The organism is Bradyrhizobium sp. Rc2d (assembly GCF_900099855.1).
In the GTDB taxonomy this organism is placed as follows: domain Bacteria; phylum Pseudomonadota; class Alphaproteobacteria; order Rhizobiales; family Xanthobacteraceae; genus Bradyrhizobium.
The window spans coordinates 23815-38790 of sequence record NZ_FNCU01000050.1 but is presented as its reverse complement, the minus strand read 5'-3'; the positions used below and the strand labels follow the sequence as shown (position 1 = coordinate 38790).

The window sequence follows — 14976 nt, the reverse complement described above, 5'->3', positions numbered from 1 at the left end:
CGTTCGCTTCTGCACTATCCGGAGACTCGTTCTTGTGTAACCGAGTGATTGGATGATTGAAGCACCCAAGACTGACTCCACCCCGACGCCCCCAATCCAAAGGAACCGGTTTTGGCAAGGCCGGATGAAGGGGACCGTAGTGTCGAGTGTTCCCCCCACGGAGAACTACGGTCCTCTCATCTTGGCTTGCTACCTGATCGTCATGTGCATGCTGATTATCGCGCTAACGTGGACGATGACGCTGCCGGCTTCCTACGGTCATGATGCGATGCACCCAGAGCTGAACCCGTGGTTTGCCAAGCTCCGCAGTAAGTCTGGTCCCTGCTGTGACGGCTCCGACGCCCTACATCTGCGCGATGTCGAATGGACCACTCAAAACAAGAAGGAGAGCCATTACAGGGTTCTGGTGCCCAAGACCGCCGACCTCTATAGAGCCGCCTCCAACGGTCAGGACATGAAGAAGGACGATACCGAGTGGGTTGATGTTCCGGACGATGCCCTCGTTACCGACCCGAACTTGGACCGTAGTACGTTGGTATGGGTGTGGTATAGCTCCGGTTTTCAGATGACCGACGAACCGCACATTCGTTGTTTCATGCCGGGAGCGCTGACATGATCAGCGTTGTCTATGATTACGCCGCTGTCAAAAAGAAAGTGCGGCCCCTCGAGGCCGCGAACGTCGTCGAGAACGTCGACAGTCCGCACGGCATGACACGAACCGAGGTTCGCTCCAGGCACGACGACCGCCACCTTGGTCACGTTTTTTTCGGATAGGCCGCGCGTCAACGGGCTGAGGTAGTGCATGGCTCGACCTCCTTGACGTTCGTCCACCGCAACCAGTTGGAGAGCGAGGGGTACGGCGAGTACGTGAAGCTCTTTGCAAAGCAGGAGGCTTGACCATGGCAGCGACTACAGAACGCGCGATGCTGGCAGGGGGATGCTTCTGGGGAATGCAGCAGTTGGTGCGGCGCTTGCCCGGCGTCGTCTCGACACGAGTCGGCTATTCGGGCGGCGACGTCAAGAACGCCACGTACCGCAACCACGGCACGCACGCGGAAGCGATTGAGATCATGTTCGACCCGAGCCAGACGAGCTTCCGCGACCTGCTGGAGTTTTTCTTCCAGATCCACGACCCGACGACGCCCGATCGGCAGGGAAACGACCGAGGTGCAAGCTACAGGTCGGCGATCTTCTACACGAGCGAGGAACAGCGCCGCGTCGCCGAGGATACCATTGCCGATGTCGAGGCCTCAGGACTGTGGCCGGGAAAGGTTGTGACCGAGCTCTCGCGTCCCGTCCGCATTGGAAGTTGCCGCGGAGAAACGCCGCCTGACGGCGACCGCGTGGCGGGCGGCGCGGCAGCCTCACGGCGTGTGCGCAATAAATCGTTGCCAAGTGGAAGCCGCGACTTCCCCGGCTGTGTTTTTGGATGACGCGTACCGGCGCAACCTCATGCCGCGTGGTCAGCATTCACCGGCAGCGTGAACTCAAACGTGGCACCGAAGGGTGCGTTTGGAGTGTCCCAGAGCCGGCCACCGTGGGCTTCGATGATCGAACGGCAGATTGAGAGTCCCATACCCATGCCGCTGGATTTTGTAGTGAAGAAGGGCTCGAACAGTCGCCCCGCATTCTCGGTGGAGATCCCGACGCCGCGATCCGTCACACTTACGTGCACTTGTTGTGTCTCGTCCTGGCTGGATTGGATCACCAGTTCGCGCGGGCGATCCGTGACCGATTGCATGGCTTCAATACCATTCATCACGAGGTTCATAACCACCTGCTGCAAATGGACCCGATCGGCCATGATCGTGGGCAGTGTGGGGGCCAACTCCAAATGCAACGACACCAGGTGGCCGGTTAGTTCACCCTGCACCAGCGCGATGACCTCCTTGATGACGTCATTGACGTCGAGCGCTACTTTCTCAATCTCAGCCTTTTTCGCGAGCGTCCGGATGCGCCGGATCACCTCACTCGCCCGATTGTTAGCTTTGATGATCAATTCCAAGCAGCCGCGCGCTTCGTCCAGGTCGGGAGTTGCGCGGTCGAGCCATTTCCGACAGGCCAGGGCACCGTTGTCGACGGCGGCGAGCGGCTGTTGCACCTCGTGCGCGATCGAGGCCGTTAACTCTCCAAGGGTGATCACCCGAGTAACGCGAGCAAGCTCGGCCTGCGTTTGGCGGTATCGCCGCTCGCTTTCGCTGGTCTCGCGCCGGAGCCGCGCCAATTGCAGGTTTGCATCGACGCGGGCGATCAGCTCGCGGGCGCTGAACGGCTTCAGAAGATAGTCATCGGCGCCTGCTTCGAGTCCCTCAACCTTCGCTTCCTCGCCAGCGCGCGCCGAAAGCAGGACGACCGGCACATCGCGAAGAGCACCATCTGTACGGATCGCTTGAAGGAGGCCGAACCCGTCGAGTCGCGGCATCATCACATCGGTGAGGATGAGATCCGGACGCCTCGTGCGGGCGGCGTCGAGCGCCGCCTGGCCGTCCGGAACCGCCTCCACCTCATAGCGTGCGGCCAGCAGGTGCCGCACATAATCCAGCATATCGGCGTTGTCGTCGGCGACCAACACCGTAGCACGTTCGACCGCAGCAACGGCCCGACGCGGACTAATCAGTTCCTTTTCGATCGCAACCTCGCGTGGGGCTCCACCACCGGGGAGCCAGCGCAACGCCTCCTCGACGAAGGCTTCCGCCTGGACCCCCGTCGGGGCCATCGTCGGCTCGCCGCCGATTCGCTCTCTCGGAAGGTGGGCTGTGCCCGTCGGGATCGTCACCGTGAAGGTTGTGCCGCGCCCGAGAACGCTTTGCGCCCATACCGTGCCGCCATGCAACTTGACGAGTTCCTGCACGAGCGCTAGTCCGATTCCGGTCCCCTCCATCGTGCGGCCCTGCTGGCCCTCGACGCGATAGAAGCGCTCGAAAAGCCGCGGAAGCTCGGGCTCGGGGATGCCCACCCCGGTGTCACGGACGACGAGCTCTACCGACGGCCCGGCGGCCCGAAGCGCCACCGCGACTTCTCCGTTGAACGTGTACTTGAAGGCGTTCGACACGAGGTTGAGAACGATCTTCTCCCACATGTCCCGATCGACGTACACGGGGCCGGAGAGCGGCGGGCAGTCGATGGTGAAACGCAGACCCGCCCGGCTCATCGCCGAGCGGAAATTACTGGCGACTTCCGCCGTGTAGACAGCCAAGTCGACCGGCTCATAGACCGCCTGGATACGGCCCGCCTCAATGCGGGAGAAGTCGAGCAGCGTATTGACCAGCTTGAGCAGCCGCAGGCCATTGCGGTGCATGATCTCAAGGTCGCGCCGCTCGGAGACGATCGTGGCCGCCGTCGGATGGCGCACCAGCATATCTTCGAGCGGACCGAGCATCAGGCTCAGCGGCGTGCGGAACTCGTGGCTCGCGTTGGAAAAGAAGGCGGTCTTAGCGCGATCGATTTCGGCGAGAGCCTCCGACCGGCGGCGCTCCTCTTCGTAGGCGCGGCTGTTGGCGACCGCCGTGGCCATTTGCCCGGCCACCAGATCGAAAAACCGTCGATAGGGGATGTCTAGTGCCCGGCGGGGATTGATTCCGCCAATGAGCACACCGGTCACGCCGGCATGCTGGCCCGATTTTGCCACCGGCAAGACAATCGCCTTCGTCGTCGGCTCAGGCCAAATACCCGCGGTCAGCGTCCCAACCCGCAAATCCAGATCGTCGAGCACAACCGGCTCACCGTGGCGCACCGCCCGCGCAATGGACCACCCGTCATTCCCATCCAACGCGAGATGGCCAGGCGGATGATAGGTCGACCTTTGGAGACCGGCAGAAGCCGCGAGTGAGACGCCCCGACCATCGTCATCGACCAAGTACAAGAGAGCGAAAGGGATTTCCGGGTTGTTTTCCCCAAGGACCTCGGCGAAGGTATGGCATGCCTCCCTGACGCTTTTCGATTCTGCGGTCCTTGCGGCCAGTTCGCGCAAAATCTGCATCCGACGCTCGCTGAGAACCCGCTCTGTCGTTTCGAAGACCGCGGTGAACGCGCCGCCGACGAAACCATCGGCGGCCTTGATGGGACTATATGAGTACGTGAAGTATGCCTCTTCGAGATAGCCGTAGCGCTCCAGCGGAAGCAGCAAGTCCTCGGACCAGGTTGCTTCACCCCCCTTCAATACGCTGTCAAGCTGCGCACCAAGGATGTCCCAAACCTCCGGCCAAACCTCGATGCCCGGACTATCGAGCGCCTTCGGATGCTTGCCTCCCGCACCGAGTATAGGCCGCCAGGCATCGTTGTAGAGCACTCTAAACTCCGGCCCCCAAAAAATGACCATTGGGAACCGCGAGTTGAGCAAGATGCTTAGGGCCATCTTGAGCGAATCAGGCCATTGCGCCGGTGGCCCCAATGGGGACTGCGTCCAGTCATGGGCGCGCATGAGCGCACCCATTTCGCCGCCACCAGAAAGAAACTCCGGGGGGCGGCTGCACCCCTCGTCCCGTATCACCGCGCTTCCTCCAATCTTTTTGGCCGCACTCGTCGGGGCGGTTAGCGGTGACGTTGAGATGTTCCATCGCGAACGGCCGCGAGGACGCCTACAAACTCGTACAGCGCAACGCCATGCCGGTTGTTCGGTTCCACCTTCAGTCAGCTCGCCTTTTGCGAAATGCTCCTCCAAACGCGGATCGATCTGCGCGAATGCCCTCGGCGTGATCGCCATAAGGAAAGAACTCGTCGTCGACGCTTACCGCGCTTTGATCAGCCCGGCGCTCCCTTGAAAGTCACCCCGTCGCACCTGATGAAGTGATTACCACGCCGCGCCTGCGAGGTGAACCACGATTAGGCGCAAAAACACGTAAGCGAAAAGGATGCGTTCCGGCGCCAAAACCACCGTCTCGTTCATGGCCGCGCTGCGGCGATCTCGCGCAAAACTGTGAGACCGCTGAGGCGCGATGAGTGGATCCGATGGTAGTGGGTGCCTTTCTCAGAGACCGATGCGCTATGACAATAATCTTCAATTTGACAGATGGGATATCGGCACACATGCTAAGCCAGAGTTGAAGGGGCTCGAACGTGAGGGGCTGGTCACGCGAACCCCATATCCGACGATTCCGACGCGAGTTGACTGTGCGCTGGCCGAACGGGGCGAGACGCGGATCCCGCCGATGGTTGCGCTTTGGCCGTGGGCGCAGGATCATCAGGCTGCCATCGAGACCACCAGCCGCGCGTTCGATCGAGGTCAAAAGCGATGAGTGGAGCGGCTTCCGGTGTTGGCCCTTCTGAGACACGCGGGCCCGGCTGAACATTCGCTTTGCACCAAGACCGGCGACCTTCCCGAGACTCGCGACAGCGTTCGAAGGCAGCGACTCGTAGCTCACTTAAAGAGGCTCCAGATCCGCTTAACAGAGAGGCGTCGGGCTCGAGCGCGTACTCATCAAACTCGCATCGATGTGCGACGGAAGCGTCGGTGGCTGACAGACCGTTTACGCTCCTCCGCATGAACAGGGAAGCGCAGTTATGTGGCCAGGAGATTATTCATCGGTGAAGCCTACGACCGGGCAATTCACCAGATTTCCCGTCGTCTTTACTGGCCCCCCCGCAGGGCTCACCAGTAAACCTGACGCACTCTTGGCTTCGAGATCATCGCCGTCAGTGATCAGTTTCCGTTGATCCTTCGAGATAGCCTCCTTGGTCCACTCGGCCAGCCGCACGTCCCACATCGGAGAATATCCGGCGTTGATCTCTGTGAAGTGCGCTAGGATGTCGAGCGAGGGCCCCTCTCCCTTGATGGCGCTGTCGAGCCCCTGGCGGTTCGGATCTTTCGCACCCATGTTGCCGTTCACAATCGTATAGATCACCTCTGTCGCGCCGCTCTGAAGAATGTCGCTTTCCGCCGGCGCAAAGGTGGACGATTCGAGGGTCGCCGACTCCTCGGAGTTTGCGTCAAAGCTAAGGTAACGCAGGTGTTTGCCGTTCGCAAAGCCAAACCGGAGCTTCAAGTCAACGGTCCCCTTATCAGGACAGATACTCGCTACGGAGTCCGTCACGACAGAGTAATCAGGACTGCCGTTGCAGAACGCGATTTTCTCGGACCCGACGTCAAACGCGATGACCGGAGCATTAAAGACAATGTCCTTATCGTTCGTCACCCGAACCAATGGACTGTAGTGCGCATCCCCGACAGACCCGGGTCGGGCCGTTTTAGGAGGAAAAAAGTTGGGCGCCTCGCCCCCCACTAACGTCTGCGACGGCGAGAAATCGATCCGGCCAGATTTGAACGTGAACTTACCCGAGTCATCCATTTCCGCGACCCGCGTGCTCGTCAGGTCTTTGGCCTTAGCAAGACTCGGCGCCCATGTGAGCCCCATCTTTTTTGAAGTAGCAAAATCACTGACGTCGGTAAGCACGAACCAAACAGTTTCTCCCGAAGAAAGACGCCCACGATGGAGCGGCAGCGTCACCACCTCTCGTGCGAGGTCCACCTGGCCCGACGTAAGGAATTGCTTTGTGATTCTTTTTTCGGCAGGTGCATTGGCGGCTAGACTGCCTTGAGCTGCCGAAAACGACACCACAAAGACCATCATTGATCCACAAATCCATCTGCCGCGCTTTTTGCTAGGCTCCATGGCTCTACCTATTCTGCATCCAGTCCAATTTTACACACAGCATTCGAACGCAGCTCGCTAACGAACTGTCACTTCTTCAGTCCGGGATAGCCTTGCACGTAGATCCAGTCAGTCGCCTTGGCAGGGATGTGGCAACCTAGACAGTCTGAGCGGAAGTCCGTTGAGGTCGTTTTCACAGGGTCACCCGCGTTGAACCAAGACCAACCCCAACCATTGCCCCACAGCTTATTATCGGGGTGGCTGTTCTTACTGTCCTTCACCATCATGAACCAGCCTTTGAGAATTTCTTGATGGCTGACCGTCCCAGTCGTCATATCCGAAGTGGCCGTGGCGTAAACTTCCTTCACGAGGATCGAACGTTCGGGGAATTTACCCGTCGCGCGATACGCCGCCGCAGTTCCTGGCGAAGCGTAGACGACGTGCATCTCCTTAGCGCCCTTATCACCTGCGACAGACCAGCTCCCAAGAAATTCGTAGGTGGTTCGGTAGCTCTTCGGGATATGCATGTTGCCTGCCGCGTCAACAAGTTGTTCCTGCGCATGGACGGGCTTGCTATCTACGGGCTGCGAGACAAGGCACCCGACGGTCACGACGATGAAGGACGCGGAAGCCGCGGCCGCACTTCCGAGGAATTTCATCGCAGTTCTCCCTACTTTTTAATGGTCTGGCCGGGCGGCACCGGCACCTGGTCGAGCAACACGTAGAACTGCGTCCATACGTCGTCCCGTTTCGCACTCGCAATGTGACAGTAGGCGCACTCCTCGATCGGTCGGACCTTGGCGGTGGCTGCCTTGGGCTCATGGTGGTTGAAGTTGTAATAACCCCAGCCATTCGTCGCCTTATATCTCTTGGCGTCCTTGACGGTCACATCCGCCCCGTTGAAGGCGCCCGGAAAGAATCCTTTCCCCGATGGCTCGGTCCTCGAACCGTCCGGATGAGTGGCGGGCTGCATGAGCTGCAGTTCTTTCACGAAAATTGTTCCTTCAGGGAAGACGCCCGTCTTCTTGTAGATATCGTAAGAACCTGGCTCGATATATACGTTGTGAAATTCAGGGAAGTTTGCTTGAGGGGGGTTTAAAAAATTTGGCGTCAGTGGCGAGCCAACATAAACCCATTCGTGAAAGTTCTTTGGAAGAATAAGGTCGCCATCTTTCGTGTATTCAGGAAGATAGCGACTAGTAGCGTGCCAATCGTCGGGTGGTGGAAGCTGCGGCTGCTGTGCGAAGACTGCGGTTGCAATAGCGCCAGCGCCGAGGACGGTGGAAAGTGCTAGTACGGTACGTCTCATGATCGCTCTCCTCTGACCAGCTGTATGTCGCCGAATGAAGCAATGATGGCATTCGTGCGCAGTTGGTCTCATTGACTACGCACAGGTAGGTTAGTCGTGGGTGCCTTAGTGCGAAAGAAACAAAGGGTCATGAAATTAATGCCCGTCTGGAATGACGTCCTCTCGAACTAGCACGCCGCGGTGACGAGGAATTGCCGGCGTTAGTTTTGCTATCCGACGTCGGCGTGCTCGCGCGACATCTGCTCGCTGCCGTTCGGCGGCTTGCAGGCTTTTCTTTAAGAGTGATGTTGTGGCGGTCGAGAAAACGCCAGAGCGAACTGCGGCTGGTCCGAACGCGCCGCTTGCGCAGCTCAGCAATCCTCTCCAGCAGGGGCGGCCGGGATTCTTGGCGAGCACAGCCAAGATCTGGTCGCAAGCTCTTCGAGCGGCGATACGCTTCCACCACGCGGCTTCTGCGTCTCGCGGTCGCCTCTGCGCTGCAGCCACTTGACTGCCGGCGCTCAAACGTTCCGCCGCGACGCGCCAGACCGGCCTGGGACCAGCTCGGGCTTCCCATGCAACGCTGTTGCCAGTCAGCGGCTCAAATGCACCGCGGCACCATCCCGTGTCCCGAGACCGGCACAAGCTCGATATCCCGGCCACTGGGCAGCTCGGGCTTGTGGCGTGAGACGCTGACCACCTCCCAGTCCCTTCTCGATCGCCGCACCCCTAGGTAGGCCCTCCGTGACCGGCACCTTCTCGGGAACGATCTGCTTTGGGCTGTCACGTTCATCAGGTTAACCTCGTTCCCTTGATCCTGCAGACCATCGTTTATGCTGTCCACTCAAACGACTTTCCTGTAGCCTTAAGGCGAGGATCGAAATGTTTTCGCTGCATCGGAACCACCACGCCTCGAAAGCGTTCGGCGTTGATGACGGGTAGCCGACATGTCGTTTACCCTGGGGCGTTCATCAATTGCTCGGCAGCGCTTTCGCCGTACGGAGGCGAACCATGATCGAGACAACCCAATCGACAAATTACTTTCCTGTCGCGGCCTCGGTACCCCCTGGTGCGGTTTCTCTGGAAGCGATCCTTTGCACAGAGGAGCTGCGTCGTCGCCCGTGGCGTCCACCCGACCACGAGAAGGAGAACCGCGCGCTCGTAGCGCTGGCCGGCGCGCTTGTCGAGTCACCGTTCAACATCCTTCAGACACTGGCGGAGATAATTCTCGACGTCACCCAGTGTGATTCTTCCGGCCTCAGTTTGTTAACGAAGGATGATGGTGGGAAACGGTTTTATTGGCCGGCAATTGCTGGCGAATGGAAACGGCATATTGGCCGCGGGACGCCGCGCGATTTCGGGCCCTGCGGAGACGTGCTCGATCAAAACCGTACATTGCTTTTTCGACATTTCGAGCTGCGTTACCCATACTTCATCCCGATTACGCCCGCGGCGGAAGAGTGCCTGCTGGTCCCATTTTACATCGGGGGCAAGGCTGTCGGGACAATATGGGCGATCACGCACGGCGAGCGCCGCAAGTTCGATTCGGAAGATGAAAGGATCATGAATACCTTGGGACAATTCGCCTCCCTGGCGTACCAAACCGTCGAGTTCATTGAAGACCTCAAATTGCAGATCGCCGCGCGCCAACAGGCGGAAACAGCCGTGCGGGCATTGGCCAGTGGGTTGGAAGCGAAGATCCGGCGCTTAGTTAACGCCAACATCATCGGGATATTCATCTGGAGTTTTGACGGCCGTATCATTGATGCTAATGACGCCTTTCTTCAAATTGTGGGCTACGGGCGCGATGATCTCGTTTCGGGCCGTCTTCTGTGGAAAGACTTGACGCCTGCTGAGTGGCGCAACGCCGACGAGCGACGAATCAGAGAATTAGAGACGACTGGAACTGCCCAACCGTATGAGAAGGAGTATTTTCATAAGAACGGCGATCGCGTGCCCGTATTGGTCGGAGGTGCAACCTTCGAAGAAAAGTCAGATGAAGGCGTCGCCTTCGTGCTCGACTTAACCGATCGCAAGCGAGCGGAGGCGGCGATACGAGAGAGCGAGCGGCGGTATAGCGAAGTACAGAATGAGCTCGCACATGCCAACCGCGTCGCAACGATGGGGCAGCTGTTGGCTTCAATTGCCCACGAAATTAACCAGCCGATCGGGGCATCCATTAATTCCGCCAACGCGGCTTTGAACTTCCTTCGCGCTCAACCGCCAGATCTGGAGGAAGTCAAGCTGGCACTTGCTGAGATCGTCAAGGTCGGCTTTCGAGCCGGTGATATCATCGATCGGATCCGGGCTCTCGTAAAAAAAGCGCCTCCACGAAAGGACAGCTTGGACATCAATTCAACAGTCCTAGAGGTCGCGGCGTTGACGAGCGGCGAGATGTCGAAGAATGGCGTTTCCGTTCAGACGCAGCTTGCCGAGCGCCTACCAGCCGTGCAGGGCGATCGTGTCCAAATCCAACAGGTTCTTCTCAATCTATTCGTTAACGCCGCCGAGGCGATGAGCGGAACAAGAGAAGGACCGAAAGAATTGATGATAAGCACCGGGGAAGACGGCTCCGGGGGCGTGCTCGTGGCGGTGCGGGATTCGGGTCCCGGGCTGACGGCCGAAAACACCGAGCGGGTGTTTGATGCTTTCTACACGACCAAAACGAGTGGTTTGGGAATGGGACTGTCCATTTGCCGTTCGATAGTTGAGGCACATCAGGGTCAACTGTGGGCGACTGCCAACGTACAGCGGGGTGCCGTTTTCCAATTCACGTTGCCGGTATACTCGCAAAAGTGAGGAAGGCGAAGCTCAGGTGCTGGTTGAGGTAATGCGAGGTTCAGGTGCCACCTGCAGGGCCGCACTTGCCGGTGGCTCTGGTGAACAATACCGAACCTGACACTGCACTGCTCTCGTAGAATCCGAGACGATCAACGAGCCCGCCTGACCGCCGTACATTCGCAAACGCGGCAACCCTACACCACGCCCATTGCTGATTCGGCGTGCTCAGAGGTGGTCGGCCGCGACGTAGAGGAAGTTGTGGCGGCTTGCTGTTAAGGTCTTTCGTGGCAGTAGCACCGGCACCGGCCGCGAGTTGAGGATGATGCGGTGGGGAATGCCCCCGCGCACAGGCAGGCCGCCGGTCACCAACAACAGCAACGCGTCATCGCCGCACAGGCGAGGCTGGCTGAAGCCGGAGCAGCGATGCCTTTCCCGGCTGACGGCGTCGCCGAGTACGCGCCCGAGCTGAACCCTGAGACAAAGAAAAGGATGTGGTCTGGTTCGCACTCAACGACTACCGGCCGCTATTCGCCTTCATATCTGGACGACCTTCAACGGAGTGCGTGGCACCAAGTCGAAGCCGGTGCCAGGGCCGCATCTGATGTACGGCTTCTGACGACGGTACCGAACGCCGTCGCCGCGCCGATCCATCCCAAGGCTGTACCGGTGATCCTCGCCACCGACGAGGAGCGGGACGTTTGGATGCGCGCACCGTGGGACGAGGCCAAGGCATTGCAGCGGCCGGTGCCATGACGCGCTCGGATGCGTGGGGCCGAAAAAGGGGATCGCGCGCTCATCCTCTGCCCATGCCCCTGAGGCGTGCCTCAGGCTTTACCCAACCGGGCCCGCCGTCGAGACCGCCGTCCGGGCCGTTCTGGGTTAATGAACTGCTTCAGGCGGCGCCCGACCATAACCGGGTGTCATGCAAATTATAACTGAGACGAGTGTGAAGTGCTCTGCGTGATGAGCTATGGTCGAGCTACGGTCAGGAGAGATTGAGATGATCGATCTGGACGTATCGACAAAGTGGCAAGCTAGGCAATCGACGCACGGAAGCGTCGGTAATAGCCATTTGTGTGTGGATATTGCGCCGGGACAAAGAGCGTTGACGTCCTCCGACGGGACGTTCGCGACGGGCGATAACGATTGTGTGGCCCAAGTGTACGAACGTCATTTCCATGGCTCTCTTGAGTGCCTGCACGGTGAGCAGCGTTATCGCGTCTTCGCCGACATCGAACGCATCTCCGGCCGCTTCCCAGCCGCCAAATGGCGCCGTTCTGACGGAACGGTTACAGAGATCACGGTTTGGTGCTCGAACGACTATCTCGGCATGGGACAGCATCCGGAGGTCCTGAGCGCAATGACCGCAACGGCACACCGTTGCGGTGCCGGAGCGGGCGGAACGCGCAACATCGCCGGAAATAATTCGCCGTTGGTTGATTTAGAGGGTGAGCTTGCTGATCTGCACGGCAAGGAAGCGAGCCTCGTCTTCACCTCCGGCTACGTATCGAACCAGGCCAGCATCTCGACGATCGGTAAGCTGATCCCAGACTGCGTGGTCTTATCTGATGCACTCAACCACAATTCGATTATCGAAGGCGTCCGTCAATCAGGTTGCGAAAAGCGGATTTTTCGCCACAACGATCTCGGTCACCTTGAGGCGCTGCTGCGCGAGGCGGGAGACCGCCCCAAGCTTGTCGTGTTCGAGTCCATATACTCGATGGATGGTGATGTGGCCCCGATCGGCGCCATCTGCGACCTTGCGGACCGGTATAGTGCGATGACCTACCTCGATGAGGTTCACGCGGTCGGCCTCTACGGCGCTCACGGAGGCGGAATCAGCGAGCGTGATGGCGTGATGCAGCGCGTAACCGTGATCGAGGGTACCCTCGCCAAGGGATTCGGCTGCATTGGCGGTTATATCTCGGCGTCGCGATTGATCTGCGACGCGGTGCGCAGCTTCGCGCCCGGATTCATCTTCACGACAGCACTCCCTCCACCAATTGCTGCCGCAGCCCGTGCGTCAGTTCGTTACCTGAAGCATTCGTCTGCCGAGCGCGAAGCACACCAACGGCAAGCCGCTGCAACGAAACGGGCGCTCCGAGCCGCCGGGCTTCCGGTCCTTCCGACCGAAACCCACATCGTGCCTGTGATTGTCGGCGATGCGGAATTGTGCAAGGCGGCAGCCGATCGCCTTCTAGAGCGCCACGCCATCTATATCCAGCCGATCAACTATCCGACCGTTCCTCGTGGGACGGAGCGTCTGCGCATCACGCCGTCGCCATATCACGGGGATACTCACATAGCGGAACTCACAGCTGCGCTCGTTGAGACCTGGGACACCCTCTCTCTTGGCTGAGAGCTGCACTTGGGAGCGCCCCCTTCGCAACTGCCTCCCCCCGTTCTATGCATCAAAGGGGCATGGGCTACCCGGCGGGCGCAGACCATGCTGGGAAGGCGCCGCGTGTCCCAGGCTGCAGCCGAGGCAGCTACGTTGGGACGATCGACCATCCAAAGAAAGCCGTGTGAGGGCATACCCGCCAATTCTCGACACGCTTCCGAACAAAAGAGGTGATGAATTCAGTCTTTCTATCACGCGGCCAGTTCGCATGGGTCATCGCGTGGCGCTTCTTGCTGCCGACGTTCACAATCGGGCTCGCATCCTTCTGGTGGGCAGCCCCGAAGAACTGAACTTCCTCATGCTCTTGGGCGGTTCTCCCGAACGGCGCCGCCTTTGGCTCGAACACGCTGATCCAGACTCGTTCATTTCGAGAAGCTCTCCAACGGGGCATTCGAAAACGATCCGAACGAGACAACGGGCAACCGGAAATGAAAATGGACATCACCCATCGGTGCGATCTCCTGATCGAGGATCTTTCCGTCGCGCGCGGCGAGCGCGTGGTGTTCGGCGGGGTGTCTTTGCGACTGGGCTCGGGCGAAATCGCCGAAGTGACGGGTCCGAATGGCGCAGGAAAATCCACGCTTTTGCGCGCGATCGCCGGCTTCTTGCCACTCGGATCCGGCCGCCTGTCGTGGGTGGAGTCCGAAGTCACGGATTCCGCGCCCCTGGCAGAGCGCCTCCACTATGTGGGCCATCTCGACGCGCTGAAATCGGCGTTGACCGTCCGCGAAAATCTCGAGATCGGGCTGGGAATTTTGGGCCGAGATCGGCTAACCCCGCTAGAGGCGCTGGACCATATGGAGTTAGCCCACGTTCTCGATCTGCCTGTCGGCTATCTCTCCGCGGGGCAGCGTCGCCGTGTCGCATTGGCCCGGCTCCTGATTGCCGATCGCCCTCTATGGCTGCTCGACGAGCCGCTAACCGCGCTCGACCAGCACGCACGCGCCTTGCTGAAGGCTATTGTGGCCGACCATCTCAGAAGCGGAGGATTGATGCTTGCCGCGACCCACGAGCCGCTCGGTCTGCCGGAAACGATCCAAATCAGGCTCGGGGCGATGTGAGGGTTGTCCCGTTGGGGTCCCACCCCCGTAGCCGTCGAGGTCGGGAGAGAAGAGGTCTCGCTCCTCTGCCGATTTCTCCGGAGCGGTTTCGAGGCGATAGCGACGCCGGATGGTGGCGATGAGCCATATTCTCCTTGTCATTTTTCTTCGCGACCTCATGCTGGCGCGCCGCATCGGTGGAGGCGGGGTTCTCGGCCTGGTCTTCTTCCTCAGTCTCGTGACGATCGTACCTTTCGCGATCGGACCTGACCTGCACTTGCTGTCGCGCCTCGGTCCAGCCATTCTGTGGATAGCAGCGCTCCTCGCGAGTCTATTGGGCCTTGACCGTCTGTTCCAGGCGGATCACGAGGACGGTTCGCTGGACCAGATGTTGCTATCGCCGGCGCCCCTAGAAATCATTGTTCTGGTGAAGTGCGTGGCCCACTGGGCTGTGACGGGGCTGCCGCTCGTTATGCTCTCACCTTTGTTTTGTCTGATGTTGGATGTGGACGGCGCGGCGCTCTGGGCGGTGGCAGCAACGTTGTTGGTTGGTACGCCGGCTTTCACCTTTCTGGGAGCAATCGGTGCAGCCCTTACCGTGACGCTGCGGCGCGGCGGTCTTTTGCTGTCGATTCTGGTCGTGCCACTAACCGTACCGGTGCTGATCTTCGGTGTCTCCGCGGCGCAGAGTGGCACAGTGCCCTTTCTGACGCCCTTTCTGGTCCTCAGTGCGCTAGGACTTGCATCCGTCGCCCTCGCCCCAATCGCCGCAGCCGCAGCACTTCGCGGCGCCGGACAATGACGAGCGCATGCAGCGGAAAGAGTTTGCTTCGGGGGGTCGCCGCCGTGGAACGACTCCGTATGCCTTCGAAGTCAAGG

12 protein-coding genes and 1 pseudogene are annotated in these 14976 nt (G+C 59.7%); 9 read left to right on the top strand and 4 right to left on the bottom strand.

All coding sequences use genetic code 11. The annotated features are described in order from the left end of the window. The first annotated feature begins 208 nt into the window (after window positions 1-208). The 3 genes from BLV07_RS37655 (at window position 209) to msrA (ending at window position 1433) form a co-directional block, all read left to right on the top strand. A complete protein-coding gene (locus tag BLV07_RS37655) occupies window positions 209-616 on the top strand; it encodes a hypothetical protein (RefSeq protein WP_244551346.1) in 408 nt (135 codons plus the stop codon). After that, window positions 613-774 (top strand): peptide-methionine (R)-S-oxide reductase, encoded by a 162-nt coding sequence (locus tag BLV07_RS37650; RefSeq protein WP_091896196.1) that lies wholly within the window; start codon window positions 613-615, stop codon window positions 772-774. The genes BLV07_RS37655 and BLV07_RS37650 overlap by 4 nt, the downstream gene beginning before the upstream one ends. 125 nt (window positions 775-899) lie before the next feature. Next, window positions 900-1433, top strand: a complete 534-nt coding sequence (gene msrA / locus BLV07_RS37645; protein WP_091896193.1) for a peptide-methionine (S)-S-oxide reductase MsrA — start codon at window positions 900-902, stop codon at window positions 1431-1433. A 17-nt stretch (window positions 1434-1450) separates the two neighbouring features. On the opposite strand, the gene BLV07_RS37640 is transcribed toward msrA, so the two are convergent. Then, entirely contained in the window at window positions 1451-4288 is a 2838-nt protein-coding gene (locus tag BLV07_RS37640) for an ATP-binding protein (protein ID WP_176946024.1), read from the bottom strand. A 688-nt stretch (window positions 4289-4976) separates the two neighbouring features. Between BLV07_RS37640 and BLV07_RS37635 the strand changes: the two genes are divergently transcribed. Next, entirely contained in the window at window positions 4977-5234 is a 258-nt protein-coding gene (locus tag BLV07_RS37635; protein ID WP_091896188.1) for a winged helix-turn-helix transcriptional regulator, read from the top strand. A 279-nt stretch (window positions 5235-5513) separates the two neighbouring features. Here BLV07_RS37635 and BLV07_RS37630 read toward each other — a convergent pair whose 3' ends face one another. The 3 genes from BLV07_RS37630 to BLV07_RS37620 all read right to left on the bottom strand — a co-directional run bounded on the left by BLV07_RS37630 (window position 5514) and on the right by BLV07_RS37620 (window position 7896). Then, entirely contained in the window at window positions 5514-6566 is a 1053-nt protein-coding gene (locus BLV07_RS37630) for a DUF7482 domain-containing protein (protein WP_244551345.1), read from the bottom strand. 110 nt (window positions 6567-6676) lie between these two features. Continuing rightward, window positions 6677-7246, bottom strand: a complete 570-nt coding sequence (locus tag BLV07_RS37625; RefSeq protein WP_091896182.1) for a cytochrome P460 family protein — start codon at window positions 7244-7246, stop codon at window positions 6677-6679. An 11-nt stretch (window positions 7247-7257) separates the two neighbouring features. Further along, window positions 7258-7896: a cytochrome P460 family protein gene (locus BLV07_RS37620; protein ID WP_091896179.1), complete on the bottom strand. Its 639-nt coding sequence runs from the start codon at window positions 7894-7896 to the stop codon at window positions 7258-7260. A 990-nt stretch (window positions 7897-8886) separates the two neighbouring features. Between BLV07_RS37620 and BLV07_RS50475 the strand changes: the two genes are divergently transcribed. The 5 genes and pseudogenes from BLV07_RS50475 to ccmB all read left to right on the top strand — a co-directional run bounded on the left by BLV07_RS50475 (window position 8887) and on the right by ccmB (window position 14899). Next, window positions 8887-10674 (top strand): GAF domain-containing sensor histidine kinase, encoded by a 1788-nt coding sequence (locus BLV07_RS50475; protein ID WP_176946023.1) that lies wholly within the window; start codon window positions 8887-8889, stop codon window positions 10672-10674. Window positions 10675-10963: 289 nt separating this feature from the next. Beyond that, window positions 10964-11409: pseudogene (locus BLV07_RS37610) on the top strand (SOS response-associated peptidase family protein); the annotation flags it as partial. 247 nt (window positions 11410-11656) lie between these two features. Continuing rightward, complete coding sequence (hemA, locus tag BLV07_RS37605) at window positions 11657-13015, top strand: 5-aminolevulinate synthase (protein WP_091896266.1); 1359 nt, start codon at window positions 11657-11659, stop codon at window positions 13013-13015. Window positions 13016-13491: 476 nt separating this feature from the next. After that, window positions 13492-14118, top strand: a complete 627-nt coding sequence (gene ccmA / locus BLV07_RS37600; protein WP_091896176.1) for a heme ABC exporter ATP-binding protein CcmA — start codon at window positions 13492-13494, stop codon at window positions 14116-14118. A gap of 118 nt (window positions 14119-14236) precedes the next feature. Continuing rightward, window positions 14237-14899 (top strand): heme exporter protein CcmB, encoded by a 663-nt coding sequence (ccmB, locus tag BLV07_RS37595; RefSeq protein WP_091896263.1) that lies wholly within the window; start codon window positions 14237-14239, stop codon window positions 14897-14899. The last annotated feature ends 77 nt before the right edge of the window (window positions 14900-14976 follow it).